This window comes from Providencia sp. PROV272 (assembly GCF_049901975.1).
Lineage (GTDB): Bacteria > Pseudomonadota > Gammaproteobacteria > Enterobacterales > Enterobacteriaceae > Providencia > Providencia stuartii.
Genome location: NZ_CP096291.1, coordinates 859250 through 878882, shown reverse-complemented (window position 1 = coordinate 878882; position 19633 = coordinate 859250). Strand labels below are relative to the sequence as shown.

17 protein-coding genes and 3 pseudogenes are annotated in these 19633 nt (G+C 41.4%); 11 read left to right on the top strand and 9 right to left on the bottom strand.

What is annotated here, in order from left to right; genetic code table 11:
• Positions 1-64: 64 nt before the first annotated feature.
• The 4 genes from M1E93_RS03905 to M1E93_RS03890 form a co-directional block, all read right to left on the bottom strand.
• Positions 65-2071 (bottom strand): BCCT family transporter, encoded by a 2007-nt coding sequence (locus M1E93_RS03905; protein ID WP_072502503.1) that lies wholly within the window; start codon positions 2069-2071, stop codon positions 65-67.
• Between the two features lie 468 nt (positions 2072-2539).
• Positions 2540-2806, bottom strand: a complete 267-nt coding sequence (locus M1E93_RS03900; protein WP_004927380.1) for a DksA/TraR family C4-type zinc finger protein — start codon at positions 2804-2806, stop codon at positions 2540-2542.
• A gap of 72 nt (positions 2807-2878) precedes the next feature.
• Positions 2879-3316: a GNAT family N-acetyltransferase gene (locus M1E93_RS03895; RefSeq protein WP_004927383.1), complete on the bottom strand. Its 438-nt coding sequence runs from the start codon at positions 3314-3316 to the stop codon at positions 2879-2881.
• Positions 3317-3495: 179 nt separating this feature from the next.
• Positions 3496-4173, bottom strand: a complete 678-nt coding sequence (locus tag M1E93_RS03890) for a hypothetical protein (protein WP_036941715.1) — start codon at positions 4171-4173, stop codon at positions 3496-3498.
• Between the two features lie 297 nt (positions 4174-4470).
• On the opposite strand from M1E93_RS03890, the gene M1E93_RS03885 reads away from it, so the two are divergent.
• Entirely contained in the window at positions 4471-5124 is a 654-nt protein-coding gene (locus tag M1E93_RS03885) for a DUF421 domain-containing protein (protein ID WP_036941712.1), read from the top strand.
• A gap of 77 nt (positions 5125-5201) precedes the next feature.
• On the opposite strand, the gene M1E93_RS03880 is transcribed toward M1E93_RS03885, so the two are convergent.
• Complete coding sequence (locus M1E93_RS03880; RefSeq protein ID WP_004927389.1) at positions 5202-6911, bottom strand: phosphoethanolamine transferase CptA; 1710 nt, start codon at positions 6909-6911, stop codon at positions 5202-5204.
• Positions 6912-7281: 370 nt separating this feature from the next.
• On the opposite strand from M1E93_RS03880, the gene M1E93_RS03875 reads away from it, so the two are divergent.
• The 3 genes from M1E93_RS03875 to ccmB are packed head-to-tail and all read left to right on the top strand — an operon-like array spanning position 7282 to position 9755.
• A complete protein-coding gene (locus tag M1E93_RS03875) occupies positions 7282-8457 on the top strand; it encodes an ion channel (protein ID WP_040132859.1) in 1176 nt (391 codons plus the stop codon).
• A 15-nt stretch (positions 8458-8472) separates the two neighbouring features.
• A complete protein-coding gene (ccmA, locus tag M1E93_RS03870) occupies positions 8473-9090 on the top strand; it encodes a cytochrome c biogenesis heme-transporting ATPase CcmA (protein ID WP_004927393.1) in 618 nt (205 codons plus the stop codon).
• The gene (gene ccmB, locus M1E93_RS03865; RefSeq protein ID WP_004927397.1) at positions 9090-9755 is read left to right on the top strand and encodes a heme exporter protein CcmB; all 666 of its coding nucleotides are present in this window, start codon (positions 9090-9092) and stop codon (positions 9753-9755) included. Before ccmA ends, ccmB begins: the two co-directional genes overlap by 1 nt.
• 203 nt (positions 9756-9958) lie before the next feature.
• On the opposite strand, the gene ugpQ is transcribed toward ccmB, so the two are convergent.
• Positions 9959-10699: a glycerophosphodiester phosphodiesterase gene (gene ugpQ / locus M1E93_RS03860; protein WP_061064717.1), complete on the bottom strand. Its 741-nt coding sequence runs from the start codon at positions 10697-10699 to the stop codon at positions 9959-9961.
• A gap of 488 nt (positions 10700-11187) precedes the next feature.
• Between ugpQ and M1E93_RS03855 the strand changes: the two are divergent.
• The 6 genes and pseudogenes from M1E93_RS03855 (at position 11188) to M1E93_RS03830 (ending at position 16945) form a co-directional block, all read left to right on the top strand.
• A pseudogene (locus M1E93_RS03855) lies at positions 11188-13293 on the top strand (type VI secretion system Vgr family protein).
• A complete protein-coding gene (locus M1E93_RS03850; protein ID WP_053110075.1) occupies positions 13290-14096 on the top strand; it encodes a DUF4123 domain-containing protein in 807 nt (268 codons plus the stop codon). The pseudogene M1E93_RS03855 and the gene M1E93_RS03850 overlap by 4 nt, the downstream one beginning before the upstream one ends.
• Entirely contained in the window at positions 14093-15115 is a 1023-nt protein-coding gene (locus M1E93_RS03845) for a hypothetical protein (protein WP_392503929.1), read from the top strand. Before M1E93_RS03850 ends, M1E93_RS03845 begins: the two co-directional genes overlap by 4 nt.
• A complete protein-coding gene (locus M1E93_RS03840; protein WP_426207126.1) occupies positions 15096-16037 on the top strand; it encodes an HNH endonuclease in 942 nt (313 codons plus the stop codon). Before M1E93_RS03845 ends, M1E93_RS03840 begins: the two co-directional genes overlap by 20 nt.
• A gap of 12 nt (positions 16038-16049) precedes the next feature.
• On the top strand, positions 16050-16490 hold the full coding sequence (locus tag M1E93_RS03835) for an SMI1/KNR4 family protein (protein ID WP_004927418.1): 441 nt from the start codon (positions 16050-16052) through the stop codon (positions 16488-16490).
• A gap of 185 nt (positions 16491-16675) precedes the next feature.
• Positions 16676-16945, top strand: coding sequence for a PAAR domain-containing protein (locus M1E93_RS03830; protein WP_392503927.1), 270 nt, complete (start codon positions 16676-16678; stop codon positions 16943-16945).
• A gap of 111 nt (positions 16946-17056) precedes the next feature.
• Here the strand turns inward: M1E93_RS03830 and M1E93_RS03825 are convergent.
• Positions 17057-17281, bottom strand: a pseudogene (locus tag M1E93_RS03825) (tyrosine-type recombinase/integrase); the annotation flags it as partial.
• Positions 17282-17957: 676 nt separating this feature from the next.
• Between M1E93_RS03825 and M1E93_RS03820 the strand changes: the two are divergent.
• Positions 17958-18763, top strand: a pseudogene (locus M1E93_RS03820) (IS5 family transposase).
• Between the two features lie 151 nt (positions 18764-18914).
• On the opposite strand, the gene M1E93_RS03815 reads toward M1E93_RS03820, so the two are convergent.
• Together M1E93_RS03815 and M1E93_RS03810 are read right to left on the bottom strand one after the other, a co-directional pair.
• Complete coding sequence (locus M1E93_RS03815) at positions 18915-19136, bottom strand: DUF987 family protein (RefSeq protein WP_272582966.1); 222 nt, start codon at positions 19134-19136, stop codon at positions 18915-18917.
• 8 nt (positions 19137-19144) lie between these two features.
• Positions 19145-19627: a JAB domain-containing protein gene (locus M1E93_RS03810; RefSeq protein WP_014656726.1), complete on the bottom strand. Its 483-nt coding sequence runs from the start codon at positions 19625-19627 to the stop codon at positions 19145-19147.
• Positions 19628-19633: the final 6 nt, after the last annotated feature.

Sequence of the window (19633 nt, the reverse complement as noted above, 5' to 3'; positions counted from 1 at the left end):
GTCGTGGGCAATAAATAAATTGCCCCCTAATCAGCAACATTCTGATTAGGGGGCTTTTTGTTGTTTACTTACCTAGTAGATGTAGGAAGTGAATATGTTTCTCGTACTGGTCGAGAATATCATGGATGACCTGTTCTTTGGTCCAGCCCATAACATCATAGTCTTGCCCACCTTCTTTAAGGTGAACCTCTGCACGATAATATTTCTGCTCTTCGCTTTTTTCATCATCGCTCTCTGTTCCCATGCCAGAAAGGGCAAAAGAAGGTTGGACATAGTAGCGCAAGCGAACTTCGTATAGGAAGTTCATATCCTCACCTAAATCGACCTCGAAGCCAATCCTATCATCTTTATCATTATAGATATGGCAAGTCGTATTCTGCTTCTCAAGCTCCTCTGAGACCATTTCCATCGATGGATGAACAACCTCACCGAGAAAACGTTTTACTTGGTTACGTTTTGGGAAATACGCGATATTACGTAAGCGTCGTTGCCATGGAATTGGATTGCGGCTCGCTGTCGGAGCAATTGTGGCTAATTGTTGGCTATCACGTTTATAAGCATCAATACGCAATGCTTTAAATAAGCCATAAATTGCTGCTAATAGTACCATCGCAAACGGTAAGGCGCTGGCAATAGTTAAGGTTTGTAGTGCTTGTAAGCCACCTGCAAGTAATAATGTGATAGCAACGATACCCATTAAGCCAGCCCAGAAAATACGCTGCCAAACTGGGGTATTTGAATCACCACCCGATGCTAAAGTATCAACAACCATTGCCCCAGAGTCAGCCGAAGTGACAAAGAAGACGACCACCATCAGCATAGCAAAAAATGACAGTACGGTAGAGAAAGGGAAATAGGTTAAAAATTCAAACAGGGCGAGTGAAACATCTGATTGCACTGTTTCTGCCAGTTTAACGGCATCTTGGTTTTTAATCAGGTTAATGGCGGAATTACCGAAGAACGTCATCCACATCAAGGTAAAGCCAGCAGGAACAAATAGAACGCCGGTGACGAACTCACGAATAGTACGTCCACGTGAAATTCGCGCGATAAACATCCCAACAAATGGCGACCAAGAGAGCCACCAACCCCAATAAAGTAATGTCCAACCACCTAACCAATCACTGGATTTAGGCTCATAGGCATACAAGTTAAAGGTTTTGTTGACTATCTCGGATAGATAACCACCTGTGTTTTCAACAAATGATTTCAGTAATAAAACGGTTGGTCCTAAGATCAACACCAGCAGCATCAATATAAAGGCTAAACCTAAGTTTAATTCAGAAAGAATGCGGATCCCTTTATCTAGGCCTGAAACCACAGACAGCGTCGCAAGGCCAGTAAAGACAACGATCAGAATAACTTGTACGGTTGGGCTAACAGGCAGACCAAACAGGTGATTCATCCCTGCATTAACCTGCAATACGCCAAAGCCTAATGATGTCGCAACCCCAAAAACAGTACCGACAACCGCGAAAATATCGACAAAGTGGCCAATAGGGCCATAAATACGATCACCAATAATAGGATACAGTGCGGAGCGGAGGGTCAGCGGTAACCCATGGCGGTAGCTAAAAAAGGCTAAAATCAGCGCCACAATGGCGTAAATCGCCCAAGCGTGTAAGCCCCAATGGAAGAAGGTCAAACGCATTGCCTCTTTCGCGGCTTCAACCGTTTGCGGATCACCGACTGGTGGGTTGAGGTAGTGCATTACAGGCTCTGCAACACCAAAGAACATTAACCCTATCCCCATACCTGCGGAAAACAGCATGGCAAACCAAGACACATAGCTAAAATTAGGTTGTGCGTGATCGGGGCCGAGTTTTATCTGTCCATAACGAGAGAGTCCCAGATAAGTCACACTCAAAAGAATGATAGCGACGGCTAGAATATAGAACCAGCTAGCATTATTGAATAGGTTTTGTTGAAGATGACTTAGATGAGATTCTGCTACTTCAGGCATGATGGCGGCAAAACCAACAATAACCATAATCACAAGTGCAGAGGTATAAAATACCGGGGGACTAATTTTTGAGCGATTTTTTTTAGAATCAGTATCGTTTTGACTCATAACAACCTTCTTTGATTTATTTTATTTTTGACATACCAATAATCTGTTGGGTATGCAACGCGCAGTCCTTCTTAATGAAACAATGAAATTGCGAAAGGGTTCCCAGTGGGGAAACAGTAGAAAGAACAATAATGAAACAGTTTGCAGAGATAGCGATAAAAACGGTTATTGCGCCCGTTGCTATCAAATGTTTTTTTAGCTGTTATTACTCCATTTGCGAAAAAACCGGCGGATATATTGCCATATATCGAGACTGGTTTCAAATAAACAGGAAAAACCTCTATGTTTTCATAAAAATATAGCCTTATAAATCACATTATTAACTATCATTGTTGTTATCTTTTTAACTATTTAACAAAAAGTTAGATAAAAAGCTTAGAAAGGTTAATTAAATTAACATTAATATTCGGATTTTAGGTAGAAATAAATATTGGTAGAGTTTCGGTGTTATTTAGGAATAGGGCATATTCACCGTAACTGACTATCTTTACTCCCTCGGCGATTATAACCACTAAATGTGGCACTTTTTTGATCGGCGGCATTTTGGCAAGTGATACAGAGCTGTACGCCAGGGAGTGCCTTGCGGCGGGCGAGAGGAATAGGCTCACCACATTCAACACAGTATTCAGCACTTTCGCCTGAATGGAGTTGACTGCGAGCCTTAGCGATAGCGTCATCAAGAGTGGCATCAATTTGTTCTTGAACCGCATTTTCGTTAGCCCAACCATTTGCCATAATCACCTCGTACAAAAAAGCATCACTTTATTGATCATAAGGGGTGATATGGAAAATTCAAGGCGTTAGAACTTAAATTAACGGTAGAACCATATAGATATGATCCATACCATCTTCGTCATACATTTCGCCTTGTGTGTGATAGCCTAATGTTTCGTAAAAGGCGATTGCGGTATGTTGTGCAGATAGTCCTACAGCATGAAATTGGTTCTCGATAGCGTACTGCTCAACAAATTTCATTAACTTACGTCCAAAGCCTTTGCCTCGATATTGTTTAAGTACCGCGACTCTGCCCACTTTTATCACTTTGTCGGCTTGTAAAATACAACGTAGTACAGCAACAGGGCTATTTTCTAGGTATAGCACCACATGTAATGCATCATCATCATATACATCTACATCGATTTCAGCAGGAAAGCCTTGTTCATGGGTAAAAACTTGTTGGCGAAGCGCGAAAGCGTGATTAACGATTTTAGGATCAGTATACCCAAGGCTATATCTCACTTGCATGTTGTCTCCAATTTATAAGGTAACGTGTTTATATTATTTCGGTTTTAAATTGTTATACCAGAATTGAGGGGGAACAGGACATGGTTTTGTGTGCTTTACTTTCTCAGCATAAAAATATAAAAAAAGCAGGCCAGCGTAGACCTGCTTTGAGAATAAACCGAGTTATCTAGCACAGATAGTTATTTGTTTTCTGCTTTTAATTCTTCAGTTTTATTTTTGGCATCAGTCGCTAGTTCATCTGCTTTATTGATTGAGTCTGTTTTCACTTCTTGGCTTTTTTCTGCTATTTTATCATTTGTTTCTGATAGCTTATTTTTTGCCGATTCAGTTAATTCATCTGATTTTTTATCAGCCGCATCTTTTAGCTCTTTAGCTTTATCAGATAGCTCATCTGCCTTAGCTGAAGCTTGTTTTTCAAGTTCGTTAGCTTTCTCTGTGGCACTATTTTTAAATTCAGAGATTTTTTGCTCGCTAGCCTTTTTTAATTCATCGGCTTTCTCTGTAGCGCTTTCTTTAAGCTCAGCCGCTTTTTGCTCGCTAGCTTCTTTCAATTCATTAGCTTTCTCTGTGGCGTTCTCTTTAAGCTCAGCTGCTTTTTGTTCGCTAGCTTCTTTTACTTCTTTAGCCTTATCTGCAATTTCATCCGCTTTTTCTGAAGCTTGTTTTTGAAGGTCATTCGCTTTTGCTTCTGCACTATCCTTAAGTTCGGCTGCTTTTTGCTCACCAGCATCTTTTAATTGCTCCACTTTTTCTTCAGTTTGTTTCATCGTTTGATCTGTCTTTGATGAATCATCACAACCTGCCGCCATAGCGATAATACCTGCTAGAATAAGAGAACTTAATATTTTCTTTTTCATAAATATTTCCTTTAGCATGATGTAAGTGGATACGGATCTGCTATCAATAGCATGTTATAAATATAACTCATATTTTTAATAATTAAAAATCAGTTGTCTCTGAAAGTTACCTGAAATAAAAAGGTAGCATTATCAGCAAAATAGTGATTTTAATGCTTGATATCAATATTTAACTTAATAAAAAAGACGAGCTTTATTATTTCGCTATAATTAATCTTGGATATTAGCAAAAAAATAATATGCTGGTTTCTTTAACTAAAATTCATAAAAACGTGAGTATACGAAAGGAAGTCTTATATGAGTTATTACTATATGCTTGTTGTAGTCAAGTTTATCATTGGTTTTGCCATTGTTCTTACTCATATGAATTTGTCTGGGAAAACGCAGCTGTCACAGATGACACCTATTGATTTTATTGGGAATTTTGTGTTGGGTGGAATTATTGGTGGTGTGATTTATAGCGATACAATCCCATTATATCAGTACATTATTTTACTCTTTATAGGTGTGTTTTTTATATCAGGGCTAAACTATTTAACTAAAAAATTTAACTTTATTCGCAACGTGACTATCGGCAATCCTATCCCTATTATTAGTAAAGGAAACTTTATTATGGAAAATATATTAGAAAAAGGGAATAAAATTGATATTTTGAATATATCCTCAAGAATTCATGCACAAGGGGTTCATTCATTCCAAGAAATCTATTATGCCCAGATTGAACCAGATGGGCAATTAACGGTTATTTGTGATCCAACAAATATGCCATCAGTGATTATTATGAAAGATGGTGTTGTTAGGCTAAATGAATTGCAATCGATAGAAAAAGACGAAGAGTGGTTAAATAAACAGATGGTTAAACATGGGATCGATAAGCCCGAATCTGTTTTTCTTGCTGAGTTTTGGCAAGGCGAAGTCAAATTTATTCGGCAAGATGGCAAAATTCAGTAACTATCACGTTTCTTAATAAAAAGATGAAGAGCCGCTAAAGGCTCTTCATCTTAGGTAGAAGATGCTTTACTGACAAATTATTTTTTCAAATCATCATACAGCATCAAAGAGGATTTATTCTCAGGGTCACCAATGTAACGCGGCTGTGGTTGGTATTCGTCACTAAATAGGCTTTTCTGAGGAGTGTAGCCTTTGTAGTTAAAGCCCGCGAGATCAGACCATGAGTAGATAAAATCCATGGTGCTATAAGGCCTATCGGTTTTACTGTTCAAATTAAAATTATGGCTTTGTAACCATTCAGGAGATTGCCATACTAGGAATGGAACATTGTAGATCACACGACTTGGTTTGCCTTCACTACGACCTAAAGTTTCATGAGGAGGTGTATCAAAGACATCTTCACCATGATCAGAGAAAAAGACTAAAAAGCCATTTTCTTTTGATGAATCAAAATCTTTAATTAATGTGGAAACAATATAATCATTGTAGTGTTGTGCGTTGTCGTAAGCATTGTAATCTTCGACTTGGCTCTCTTTGAGGTTACTTGGCACCAGACTATCTTTACCTTTAAAGATGGCTTTATCTTCAGGGTAACGGAACTCATATCGCATATGGGTTCCAAGTAGGTGAACAACAATAAATTTTTTCTCAGCAGGGTCGGCCAGAGCTTCTTTAAACGGGGCTAGCACAACTTCATCGTAAATACGTGAACTTTGGGCCATATCGTTATTTAAGTAATATTGTTTATCTGTTTGTCGAGAAAAAGCGGTTAATAGCGTATTACGCTCCGTCATTGTCTGTTGGTTTGTGATCCAAAAAGTTTTAAATCCAGCTTGCTTCATCATATTCATGATTGAAGGGCGCGAATTAAATAACTCGGGCTCAGTTTGAGAGGCAAACGTGAGAATTTGCTGGAGCGCCTCTATTGTATAAGGACGAGAGGTCACGACATCGTTAAATACAGACAAATTATCGGGATACTGTTGTTTTAGCTGCTCAAGCTCTGGTGTTGTTGGGCGTTTATAACCATATAAGCTCATTCTATCGCGACTTGTTGATTCACCAATGACCAAAACAAAAGTTCTCGGCGTATTGCCATTAGCATCGATAAAGTTTTCTAATGGCGGGATCTTACTGTTATCACGGATCAGTTCTTCCATATTGGCTAACTGGTTTTTATAGAGAAAATAGCCACTAACAAATTGCCAAGGCGCAGCATAGGCAAGTTTACTATTCACATAAGACATGACATTGGCGAACGGCCTATCTTGTTTAATTCCTTTATTATAATAAGGCACGCCAAATAAGATGATTAGCACGAGCAAAGAGACACCACATCTCGCTGACACTGGCATGGTCACTGGTTTTAGTCGTGACCATAAGAAAATCGCGACCAAAGTATAAATCAATATAACCGCGATAACCTTAAAGCTAATGTATTGCCTTAAAAATTCACCTGCTTCATTTGTATTTGTTTCAAACATCACAAACATGACGCTTTGTGAGATCTGATGCCCATAGACGACAAAATAAGCGAGTGCAATGACAGATGAAAGCCAAAGAATGATACCGATAATGCCGGCAACTAATTTGATCCTTCTAGGGAAAAAGAGCGCAGGGATTAACCAGAGTGTGCTGTACAGTAAAGAGTCTCTTAATCCGACGGTGTTACTTTGTCCTGTAACAACAACATAGATTTGGAGCAATGATGAGAAATACCAGAAATAGATGAGCAACCACAGTAAAGCTGTCCAGCTAAATCTCTTTGCTTGCGTAGAATTAACCATAATTTATTGAACTCTTATTCTTAAGTCATGTTAGGTAATAAGAAAAAACGCCAAAAATCGATTTTTAGATATTATCTTAGAAATTAAGTTCAATAAAATAAACAACTAATAATTGATGAGATTTGGTTGATATTTGGTTTAATTTTACACAGGAAATAAAGTCAAATTAAGATAGCTTCAGTTTGATAGTTAGGCTTTTTTTATATTTTATTTCTCCTAAGTATAAAAATGGAACTGTATCAGTTGATATAGGGATATGTCGGTTATACCAATAAAATCAACCGAAGAACGGCATTCTAACTAACATCAATGACCAACATGTGTTATATAGACTTTATGTAATCTTATCTGAGCAGAGGGTGAAGGAAAAATGTCAGATAACGCGTTTATTGCTTTTCTGAAATCATCCTTATTTATCCGTTTAATCATCTCAATACTTATCATTTTTGATGGTTTTATGATTATTAAGCCTGTATTGGGGGCTTATACTGACTATATTGATTGGCGAGCGAATGGGTTTAGTGAGTGGCTTAAATCTCTCGGCTTTATGAAGTTGCTTGATATCCCTCGTTTTTTGTTAGGAATTTCATTGATATTTTTATCTTTTTTCATGCTTAATGGCGCCCGAATCGCATGGGTGTTTTCACTGCTTTTACTGGCCATTATTTCGTTTGTTGATTTAAAAATTGCAACGGAAAACCTTCATCAAGGTTATTTTTCGCTGGTCCTTTTTTTGGCGTTGAGCTTTTTTTGGAAGCGTTATCATCATCACAGCTTAACCAGTGCGGGATTTGTGGCGATAACTTGTATCATTGCATTATTGCTTTATTCCATTTTTGGCACACTCTATATTGGTAATGAATTTCTACCTGTCGTTAAAGATGGAACCACAGCATTTTATTTTGCGTTAGTTTGTATGACGACCGTCGGTTTCGGCGATATAGTGCCAGTCTCTACAGATGCTCGGGTATTTACTGTTACGGTCATTATTCTTGGTATTACAATTTTTACAACATCAGTGGTTTATGTTGTAGGGCTGTTAGCTAAAGGAACAAAGGAAATTGTTCGCAAGAGGTTTTCTTATATGAAAAATCATTATGTTGTAATTGGTAGTACGCCAATGGCGGTAAGCATGTATGAAGGGTTAAAAAATCGCGAACTGCCAGTTGCGGTGATCTGCCAAGAAAGTCATCGCGCACATTATCCTGAGAAAGATAATATCGTCACTGGTGACCCTACAGATACAGCGCTATTAGCCGAATCGAATGTTAAACAGGCAAAATATGTATTAGTGATGACAGATAGCGACGCCTTAAGTACTTTCGTGCTCTTAGGGATAAAACAACTTGCTGGTGAAGGTGTAAAAACGGTGGTATTGGTTAACCAAGAAAGCAATATAGATAAAATTCGCCTGCTTAACCCCGACATGCTGTTTTCATTATCTTCTTTAGGAGGCGAAGTTTTGATGAAAGTGCTTTGCGGTGAAACAATATCAAATGACAGTATTAGTGATATTCTGTTAAATAAAGTGGCGAAAAACGAATAACAGGAATAAAACACTATGTTAACTGCCGAGCAAATCAGTTGTCAGCGGCAAAACAGGATGCTTTTTCAAAAGCTGGATTTCACCGTATTGCCCGGCCAAATTTTACAAGTTGAAGGGCCTAATGGTGCGGGTAAAACGACCTTATTACGTATGGTGGCTGGGCTGTTAAAACCCGATGAAGGGGATATTTTGTGGGAGCAACATTCGATTCATCAGTTAAAAGAAGATTTTACTCGTCAATTACTTTACTTAGGGCACAAGCCAGCCGTTAAATCACTACTCACTCCTTATGAGAATCTACAGTTTTATTATCAGATGCAGCATCGCCATCCTGCCGGGGATAGTTTGTGGTCGGCTCTCGAAGAAGTGTCACTCATTGGCTATGAAGATGTTCCTGTTGGTCAGTTATCAGCGGGGCAACAAAGGCGAGTGAATCTTGCAAGGTTATGGTTAAGTGAAGCTCCTTTGTGGGTGTTGGATGAGCCTTTTACTGCTATTGATGTCGCAGGCGTGAAACGTCTTACCGAACGTTTTCATCAGCATGCTGAACAAGGTGGGATCATTCTTTTTACTTCTCATCAAGCTATGTCGGGGCATTTTGGATCCTTAAAACTGACGGGCGGATATGAATAATGTTTTGGCTAGTGATTAAAAGAGAACTAAAAATAGCATTTAGAAGTTTTTCTGAATTGGTAAACCCATTATGGTTCTTCTTAATTGTTATTACGTTATTTCCATTGAGCATAGGGCCTGAGCCTCAGTTATTAGCACGTATCGCTGTTGGCATTTTTTGGGTAGCCGCGGTGCTTTCTTCTTTATTATCGCTCGAACGTCTCTTTAAAGATGACTATCTGGATGGTTCGTTAGAACAACTGTTGCTCGCACCGCATCCACTATTTTTAACGGTATTAGCTAAAGTGATTGCTCACTGGCTGGTAACTGGAGTGCCGCTAATCTTACTTTCACCGATAGCAGCTTTAATGCTCTCTTTTGACGCGAATACCCTTTCTGTACTTGCAGGTACTTTGTTGCTAGGTACACCGATCCTGAGCTTTATTGGTGCAATAGGGGCTGCTTTAACGGTATCTCTGAAAAAAGGGGGAGTACTCGTGAGTTTACTGGTGCTGCCGCTGTATATTCCTGTGCTCATTTATGCAACGGGAACAATGGAAGCGTATAGTTTTAATATGCCTTTGGGGAGTTATTTTGCGATTCTAGCTGCATTGTTAGTGGGGAGCGTGACATTTTCGCCTATCGCAATTGCCGCAGCATTAAAAATTAATATCAGTCATAATTAAACACGGTACCCAAAAACATCACTAAGGCGGTTGCACTATTTTTTAATTAGTTTTATTGTTAAAAGTAAATTAGAGTCGGGGATAGCAATCTTCATCGTGATAAGCATAAAGCCAGAAGTGAGACTCAATGCTGGCTTTATGTTTTTTAATTATGCGGCGAGTGAAATAGCAGGTATCTATAGATCAGTATGTAATCTATTTAATTAGGCACCAAAGTTGGGGCCAATGATATCAATCGCATCCGTACAAATTACATCAACTCCCCAGTTTAAAAGTTGCGAAGCGCGCGCAGGGTCATTAACGGTATAAACTAAAATGTATAAGCCAGCCTCTTTTAAGCGTTTTACGCGTTTTTCATCCAATAATGTATGATCTAAATGGATGGAGACACAATCAAGCTGTGTTGTAAGGGTTTGCCAATCATCTCGCCATTCATCTAATAATAACCCTCTCGGTAGTTCAGGAGCGTATTGTTGAGCCGAAATTAGTGCTTCAATTGAGAAAGATGAAATCAATGGGGCTGTTTGTCCTTGCCACAGTTGACGAGCTGCAAGCGCAACAATTTGACCTGTTTTAGCTTCCAAGCCTGTCGTTGGTTTGATCTCAATATTTGCCATCATGCCATGTTGCTGACAACGTTTTGCGACCTCAGAGAGTAAAGGCAGCCGCTCTTTGGCGAATTCTGGACCATACCAGCTTCCAGCATCGATATTTGATAATTGCTCCCAATTTAATTCGCCTGCAATACCATGACCATCACTGGTGCGCTCAAGAGTATCATCATGTAATAAAAAGATTTGATCATCATGGGAAAGTTTGGCATCAAACTCGATCATGGTATGTCCATATTTTGCACCAATATCAATGGCTGCGAGTGTATTTTCAGGAGCGAGTCTGCCACCACCACGATGGGCAACAATTTTAGGATAAGGCCAAGAGTTCATAATGTTGTCTATTTTCCTATTAAAGAAATACAACGGCTTTTTAAAGCGGTGTGACCAGTATTATAGCCGAATGTCACATTATATTACTCTTTAGCAGCTGTAAATGAAGATTAGCTCTAGAGGTAAGTTATCTATTTACAGAAAAGCGGGTGTTTATGAGAAAAGAATTTTCAAAAAAACGATATAAAAGCCTATATTTGTTTTTTATTGGTATTTTAATTTTATTTATTAATCCAATAATGATTATCTGAAAATGTGATCTTGGCGCCTTTACCGAAATTGTTTCGTTTTGTAGGATACTTAACTTAAATTTAAGTATCGCGGTTGGATACATTGATACATCGAACAACTTATTTATCTGGTTACTTATTACTGGTTATTGTCGAGGTTTAATCGTGATTTTCTACTATTAGCCATGACTCATTCGTGATGAATGGTTTTTATCAATAGTAGTTTGTGGCGCGGTATGATCCTCAAACGGAGCATGTATGTCCACTCAAAACTCAAGTAAATCCGCTAACCCACCTCCAGTCAAAATGACACCAGCTGGCAGGGCTTATGCGGAACAAGAACGCCGTACCGCGAAGCGAGATCCCTTCTTGAAAGCATGGTATAACGGGGAATTAAACTCTGGTTTGGTGTTTAACTGTCGTATCGATGGGCTTCCCGATGACACCTTTCAGGTTACCGAATTTGATCTACAAGAGGGGTTGTCAGAACTATTTACTTTAACTCTTCATGCGGTCAGCTCCCTACTTGATGTGGATTTCCATGATATATTAGGCGGGGCTTCTTCCTTGACTGTGAAACGGGATGGGATAAAAATTCGTGAGGTACAAGGCTTATTGGCAAGCGCCGAGAATCTGAATACCGATGGAGTGAAAACATAGTATAAATTTGTTATACGCCCAGAAATGTGGGTGATGACTCTCAAGCAAGACAGCCGTATTTTCCAAGATACCACCGTACCAAAGATATTAGAAACCTTGCTGAATGAATCGCACATTAAACACGATAAATTGTTTTATCATCCCGAAGAGCACCTTGAACGCCCGTACATTACCCAAAAGCGTGAAACGATGTATGATTTTTGGTGCCGCCTCGCCGCCGAAGAAGGGATTACCTTTTGGTTTGAGGAAGGCCCGAAACTGTTTTACAGCGACCGCCATTTAGGAATGACGGCAGGGATTACCCTCACTTATAACCTGCAAGCTGATACCGATACTACCGACAGTACTGCTACTACATGGCGCTATGCCGAGCAGCAGTGCAGCGATATTCGTATTGATAAAGATTACAATCAACAGCGACCTTCTCACCCGCTCAGCCATCAAGTCGTTGGTGACGTGCACCACCAACACGAAGTGTTCGAAAGTTATGGTCGCTTCCAAGAAGACGCGGAAGGGGAAACGTTCAATCAAATTCGTTATGAACAATCGCAAAATAACCGTCAAATGGGGCACGCCAGCACCAACTGTTTTGCCTTGCACCCCGGTAAGATGTTTACTTTAACCAATCACCCCAATGAGCGTATGAATAAGCGTTGGCAGGTGGTCAGGGTATCACATCATGGCGTACAACCCCTTGCCGACAACAGTGGCGGCGAAGGAACGCAGTTGTCCAACAGTGTGTCGTTTATCCCAGAGACGCAAGAGTGGCGACCGCCGTATCGTTATAAACCGACTGCTGATGGTGATGAGTTAGCGACAGTTGTGGGGCCTCCGGGAGAGGAAATCTATACCAACAGCAAAGGGGAAGTGGTGGTCTATTTCCATTGGGATAGACGCGGCACGCCCGACCACGGCGCCTCCTGCTGGGTGCCAGTGTCACACGGCTGGAGTGGCAATGGCTATGGGTTTATGAGTATTCCTCACGTCGGGCAACAGGTTTTAGTCAGTTACCTGAATGGGGATATTGATAGGCCGATTGTCACGGGGTGCACCTACAATGGACGCAATAAACCACCGTTAAATTTACCCAACGAAAAAACGCGTACCACCTTTAAAACTTGTACTCATAAAGGCGAAGGGTTTAATGAATTGCGTTTTGAAGACAAAGCCGGATACGAAGAAATCTATTTTCACGCACAGCGTGATATGAATGTGCACATTCAAAACGATAATCACACTCATATTCAGCGGGACAGCAAACAGCGCATTGACCAACATCGCTACGCTGAGATTGCGGGTGATGACCACCTCCATGTCAAAGGCACGCAAAAAGCGTTAACCGAAGGCGATGTTTTTCAGCAAGTGCTGGGGGCTTACCATCAGCAAGTGGATGGTGCATTGGTCAGTGAAAGCGGACAAGAAACCCATCTGAGCAGCCAAGGCAAAGTGGTGATTGAAGCCGCCACCGAAATCACGCTTAAAGTCGGTGGCAGCTTTGTGCGCATCACCCCGAGCAACGTGTTTACCTCGGGCAATGTGGCGATTGGTGACAGTGGAGGCGGCTCAGGGCAAGCGGTCAATCTTCAGCTCCCTGACGGGGTGGCTCCGTTTGCACCTCCGCCATACCCCATCAAACCGTACTGTGCGATGCAAGCTCAAGCCACTGGCAGTTGGGTGATTAAACCCAGCGGAGGCAATGCATGAGACCGACGCCTTGGACAACGTGGTTGAGTGAGCCTCACCGTGACCCGGTGTATTTACTGCTCAATACCTTGGCGCAGCCCAACCCGACGGATGTGCTGTTTGCCAACGATTGGATTGAACAGGCGTTTCCGCTGTATAACGGCACCCCCTTGGCCCATTTAATCGCACAAAGTCCGTGGTTGGTGAAATTGAAACCGAGCGCCGCCGTCCCACTCGGGCAGCTGCTTGACCGCAAAGGCTTCAGTGACCCCAGTTGGGGCTGGGCTTACCGCAGCCCGATGGCGTGGGACGCGCAGTTACACCATTGGCAACAACGTCAATTAGTGAAACTGGATGGCGAAATGGTGGTATTACGCTTAATGGACAGCCGCATCGCCAATATCTTGATACCCAGCATGCGCGAAGCGGATTGGTATGTGTTGATGAACCCGGTGCATGAAGTGATGCTGGATACTGACACACAACCTGTCTGCCTGATATCGCCCGCCCGTGACCGTCCGCCGCTGATACCCGAGCTGAAAGTGCACCCGTTTACCTTGGGTGAGCATTTACAAACGGCGTGGGAGAACTCTGAAACGTGCATCCAACTGATGGCAGAAAACCTCGCTTGTGAATTGTGGGAGAACCAACCTGATAACGCACTGGTGCTCGACACCCCTGTAGGGCAATTGCACGAACGCTTGGTCGGTTGGTTGCATATCTCCCCCATATTAGCCGGTAACGTCGCCACACGCACCCTCGCCCAGTTTACCGACTATGCCCAACAATTGGGCTGGATACCCTCGACAACGGAGCCGTCATGAGTCAAAAAACAGAATCTTGCATTATCTGTGACAACTACCGATTTTGGATTAACCTGCAATTGGTGGATGATAAAGGACAACCATTAATTGGCGTGGCTTATACTTTATCCGAACGTGGCACAGGGCGCACCTTAGCGGGCAGCAGTGATACGCAAGGGCTAATACACGCCGAAGGCATGACGGCACGCCCGTATACTTTAACCCTTGAGCCGCAGTCACTGGCGGATGCACTGACCACCCTATCTCCTCCGACGGCGATTCAAGGCAAAGATAAATCGTTGAAAGATTTTTGTCGCGAACAGGGCTATTCACTCAGTGAACAGCACCGCGCGGGTGAATTTAACACCGGATTGCCCGAGAGCGTTCACCGTATGACGGCAGGGCAAATCAGCCGTTCAGCCCATTATCAACAGCGAGATGAAGGCTATCAACTGTGGTTCCCCTACGACCTCCACCGCGTGATAGCAATTAAACGCATTGCCGAACCGGTATTTGCCAAATCTATCTTGCGCGGCGAAGGCAATACAGATGCTGGTGATGCGATCGAAGACTTGGCGAATTTTGGGGAGTGTGATTACAGTGCGTATACCTGTGGTATTCCGTCAGCAACTGAACAATCTGAGTCTGAAGCTAACTGGGTTTCATCCTTATTCAGTACCATTGGCAATGCACTCAATCCGATTGGGACTGCACAGGCATTTCCTTTCTTCGGTGGTTTGGGTGGGAGCATGGGAATGGGAGGAGCCTTAAGTGGTGGTGTTGCCGGTGCTGCTGTAGGGCAACAAGAGAACGATTTTGGTTGGGGTACAACACAACAGAGCTCAAGTAAGAACATTTCCAATGAGCTAGAACAAGTTTTGCGGGTATCATTTCCCGTCACCATGGACGGCAGGAAGATCTTTTTCGCTATGGTGGCTCACTATTATAAAGGCGATAGTTTAACCCAGCAGGATTTATTGGAAATTGCGGATATGGGGAACGGCACCGACACGTTTGCGAGTGGGCTTTGCCTCAACTGATAAAACCGCAGTCGCAATGGCAGCGGCATCACAGTTGATTGCTCTTCATACTGAGCCGGATAGTGATAAAGCGCAAGTTCCTGTGATTAAAGGTCAGCTGGCATCTGGAGCTGAAAGAATGGAAGTCATCAGCTTACCTGCGTATCAATCCCTTGGTCATGCACTCAGTCTGCTGGCGCCTATTGAAGTATACCGATTTGATGTGGATGGTGGTACTCAGCTGTATATGGGGGTAGCGGCGTCAGGCAAAATTATTAATATCTCAGCGCGGATTGATGATATTCCAAAAGGGCCGATTATTCATGCAGGGCCTTCCCCTCTGCCACAAAAAGTCGATAAGCCTGAAGGGTTTGATATTCATGATTTCGATTATCGACCTGAGACACTGCCTGTTGCGGATGACGATATTGTCTGGCGGCATACGGGGCACGATGTTGAGCCGGTGGATTTTCGCGATTATATTCTGACGGTTGAGCGAAAGGATGTAAAACCTACGTATGTAAGCTTACGCGGTAAATCAGTTGAAGAAAAACTCAAGGCTCGTGGATATGATGATGTTATTATTAATGAGAATGGTGGATTAGACTATTCGAAAAGCAAGGCATTATATCATAATCCTGATAGATTGAAGCCAGATGGTACTCCAGTTGAGCCTATAGTAAAAATTAAGTATACAGGGAATTATCCTGATGATTTTGAAGCGGCAAATATGGCTGGATTTGGACAAAAATCCACACCTATGTTAGATGGGGAACGTTATCTTTGGCACCACCTAGATGATTATGATCCAATTACTAATGAAGGTACTATGCAGCTAGTTGTTTCGGATTCACATAATGGGATTCAGCATAAAGGTGGAGTGAGCCAATTCAAGGACACAAATAATGTTAGTGAATATCCATTTAGATTACCCAATAAATAAGGAGCCAATTATATGACAATAGAATTAGTGTTTCCTGAAAAAAGCTTATCTAATGATGAGTTAAATCAATTTGAATTGTTGTTTATAGCTAAATTGCCAGAAGCATTTAAGCGACACTATCTTACCATTAATGGTGGCTTTATTGGTGAAGATTCCAATATAAATTCTTATTTTGGAGGTTTTAACCCTATAAAGTATGGAAAGTTACCTATTGAAAAGCTTATTGAGGATATTGGTGATTTGGATGTAATACTGAATAATAAATCAGTACACTATGAGCAGGGAAGTTTTATACCCTTTGGTTATGATAATGGGGGAAATACCTTGCTTTTATCCCTTAAGAAAGATAGTTATGGCGAAGTTTACTTTCACTCTTATGATGGTTTATTCCAAAAGGAATATAGTAATTTTGAATCTTTTTTGAATGATGTATTTGGAAATGATTATTATTAAGATATATAAAAATAAACTAGTGTCGTAGAATTTTCACTTTATAAATGACTAACTCAGATATGATTCTTTTATAGATTACCAGTCTAGTAAAATATTTTATCATTTGATAAAAAAACATTTTTCGTTGACGTTTTAGAAAAAGGTCGAACAGATTTTAGTGAAACTGTATCAGGAGAAATATCTTAATGCGTAGCACCGTAAACAGCAGAAAAATCATTTTAAAAAATGATACGACGAATACTGGTGGTACGGTGCTGACTGCTTCTTCTCTCGCCAAGCAAACTCAAGGCGTAGCTTGTGTGGGTGACTCTGTTTATTGCCCTTCGTGCAAAAAAACAGGCACTATTGTTGAAGGAGATAGTTTAATGAAAATTAACGGTATACCTGTAGCATTAGAAGGCCATAAAGTCGCTTGTGGATGTTCTAGTGGCTGTGTACTTGTCGCAGCAGGTTAAATTATAGCTTGATATCAGTACTCAGAATAAAAAAATAAAGTCTAGGTAATGACCACCTTTACGAATATTCGCAAAGGTGGCTAAATGATATTATTCAGTTTGATTTATGCTCTAACTCATCAATATATCCGCATACCACTGCATCATTTCCCTTCTTCTTTCCAAATACTGAGCATGATTATAGGTTCCACGAATGGAATTTTTATCTTTATGCACCAATTGAGTTTCAATCCAAGCGCTGTTAAACCCTTTTTCATGCAGGATCGTACTCATAGTGTGGCGGAAACCATGCCCCGTTGCTTTACTATTATACCCCATTCGTTTTAATACCATATTGGCTTCATCACGTATAACGCGGGCGTCAGCAAGAGAAATATCAGGGTAAACACCAATCGATAATTATTTCTTTTTGCTCGTAAAGCAATCAGTAACGGCAACTATTAGGTTTGCTCGGAGTACGCTTACCAGAAGCCTTATGTTCTTTGTTTTAGGCTCATATCTGTCGGGAGTGGTACGCTATAAAATGGTCTTTAAATTATATCGAACAAGCTATGCTTAAATATCAAATATCGTATTGAGTTTGTTTAGGTGGAATAGAAGATAACTTAATCATTATGAGGAACTAAACTAACTGAGGAGACCACTGTAGAAGTGAAAGTGGTGCCGGACTCGGAATCGACTTTTCATTATAACTGGTTGTATTTAAAAATATTAATTGAATTTGATTTTATTTATACCCTCTTTTGTACCCTCTGTCCGTTTGGTGGGTTTTGTTGAGCACGGTTGGGGCGATAGAGCGCAGCAAATAGATTGTTTTTTTGCACAGATGACAGGTGTAATTATAACGTATTCGAATCCTTTTTAAGTATACATTTAATGGGGATCATGTTCATGTTAATTGTTTCTAGTATGAATCATGGTATTGCCAATTTGACATGTTTAATGATGTCTTAGAACCTATCCCAAAAGGAATTGTCAGATAATACATAATGATAATTTATGAGGGCAACGTATGGTAGGTAATAAGTGGCAAATCAGTGATGAACTCTGGGAGAAAATGGCTCCTCTCATCCCGGAGCATAGAACTCAACACCCGCTGGGTACGCACCGCAAGCGGGTTGATAATCGCGCTGCAATGAACGCCATTTTCTTCGTACTCAGGACGGGTTGCCAGTGGAATGCGCTAAATGCCACCGGTATATGCTCGTCAAGCTCTGCTCATCGCCGATTTCAGGAGTGGCGGGATGCTGGCGTATTTGAACGCTTCTGGCAAAACGGGTTGCTTGCTTGCGAACAGTTGGACGCTATTGACTGGTCGTGGCTGTCGATGGATGGTTGTATGACCAAATCACCGCTGGCAGGCTCAAAAAAACAGGCAAGAACCCAACAGACCGAGGGAAACGGGGCGTAAAGCGCAGTCTGATGACTGACGGGAACGGGCTTCCGCTTGCACTGGTTGTCGCTGGAGCAAATACGCACGACATAAAGCTGGTTGCGGATACGCTCGATGCCCTCCAGACGGGCAGACCGGGCAAGAGGCTCCGGTTGTGCATGGACAAAGGGTATGAAGCGGAATGGTTGGGAGCGTATCTGAAAAGTCGTCGCTATGAACCTCATATCCAGTCACGGAAGGATGAATCAGAAGCCATCAAAAACACGGATTTTAAGGCCCACCGCTGGGTTGTAGAGAGAACACACAGTTGGATGAATCGCTACCGTCGTGTCCTGACTCGTTGGGAGAAGAAGGTCGAGAATTATGAGGCAATGCTGCATCTTGCCTGTGCCATCATTGTCTGGAATAAAATCCTATTGGGATAGGTTCTTATTGTGTCATTTTTGTTTAATTCCTCAATGCCTAATTCAGTTAAGATCCAACGGTTTGATATGTGCCATTGAATACTAATCAAAGTGGAAGTAGGCTTAATTTATCCATCCAATATAGGATAAACTCAAAGTGATCAGTACTTATTCAATTCAATGTCACACACATGACACACGCATAAGGGCCATCTCTGTCTTGGCGACGTTCAACATAAACAGCTAACACGCCACGACAATCTGGCACCTCCTTACCAATATAATGCTCGCTATTACCAACCCATTGATACTTTCCCCTACAATAACGAGCAAGGCGAGAGCCTAAATGTTGCTGATGGATCTTCATTGCTGCAGATTTACGGATGATATTCATGGTTCACCTCATACTAAGCCATGCTCAGCGAAAGAGAAGATTTGCTGACCACCGATGATCAGATGGTCAAGCACTCGTACTTCAATTAGCTGCAATGCTTTTATTAATTGTTGCGTGATAGATTTATCCGCTTGGCTTGGCGTGATATCGCCTGACGGATGGTTGTGTGCAAAGATAACGGCAGCAGCATTAAAATGAAGTGCTCGTTTGACGACTTCACGAGGATAAACCTGTGTGCTGCTAATCGAGCCAGCAAACAGGGTTTCACTGCTTATCAACTGATTTTGTTGATTCAAGTAGAGCACAATAAACGCTTCACGCTCTAATGCTGACATTTTTAGCCGTAACCAATCCCTCACATTTTGCGTTGATGTAAAAGCAATACCCGGTTCACGCAGATACTTATCCAGTATGGTCAACGCACGTTTGATAGTACGTTGTTCATTAGGAAGCAGTGTTAAGGTATTCGTATAAGTATTGATACTCTCCATCGTTAA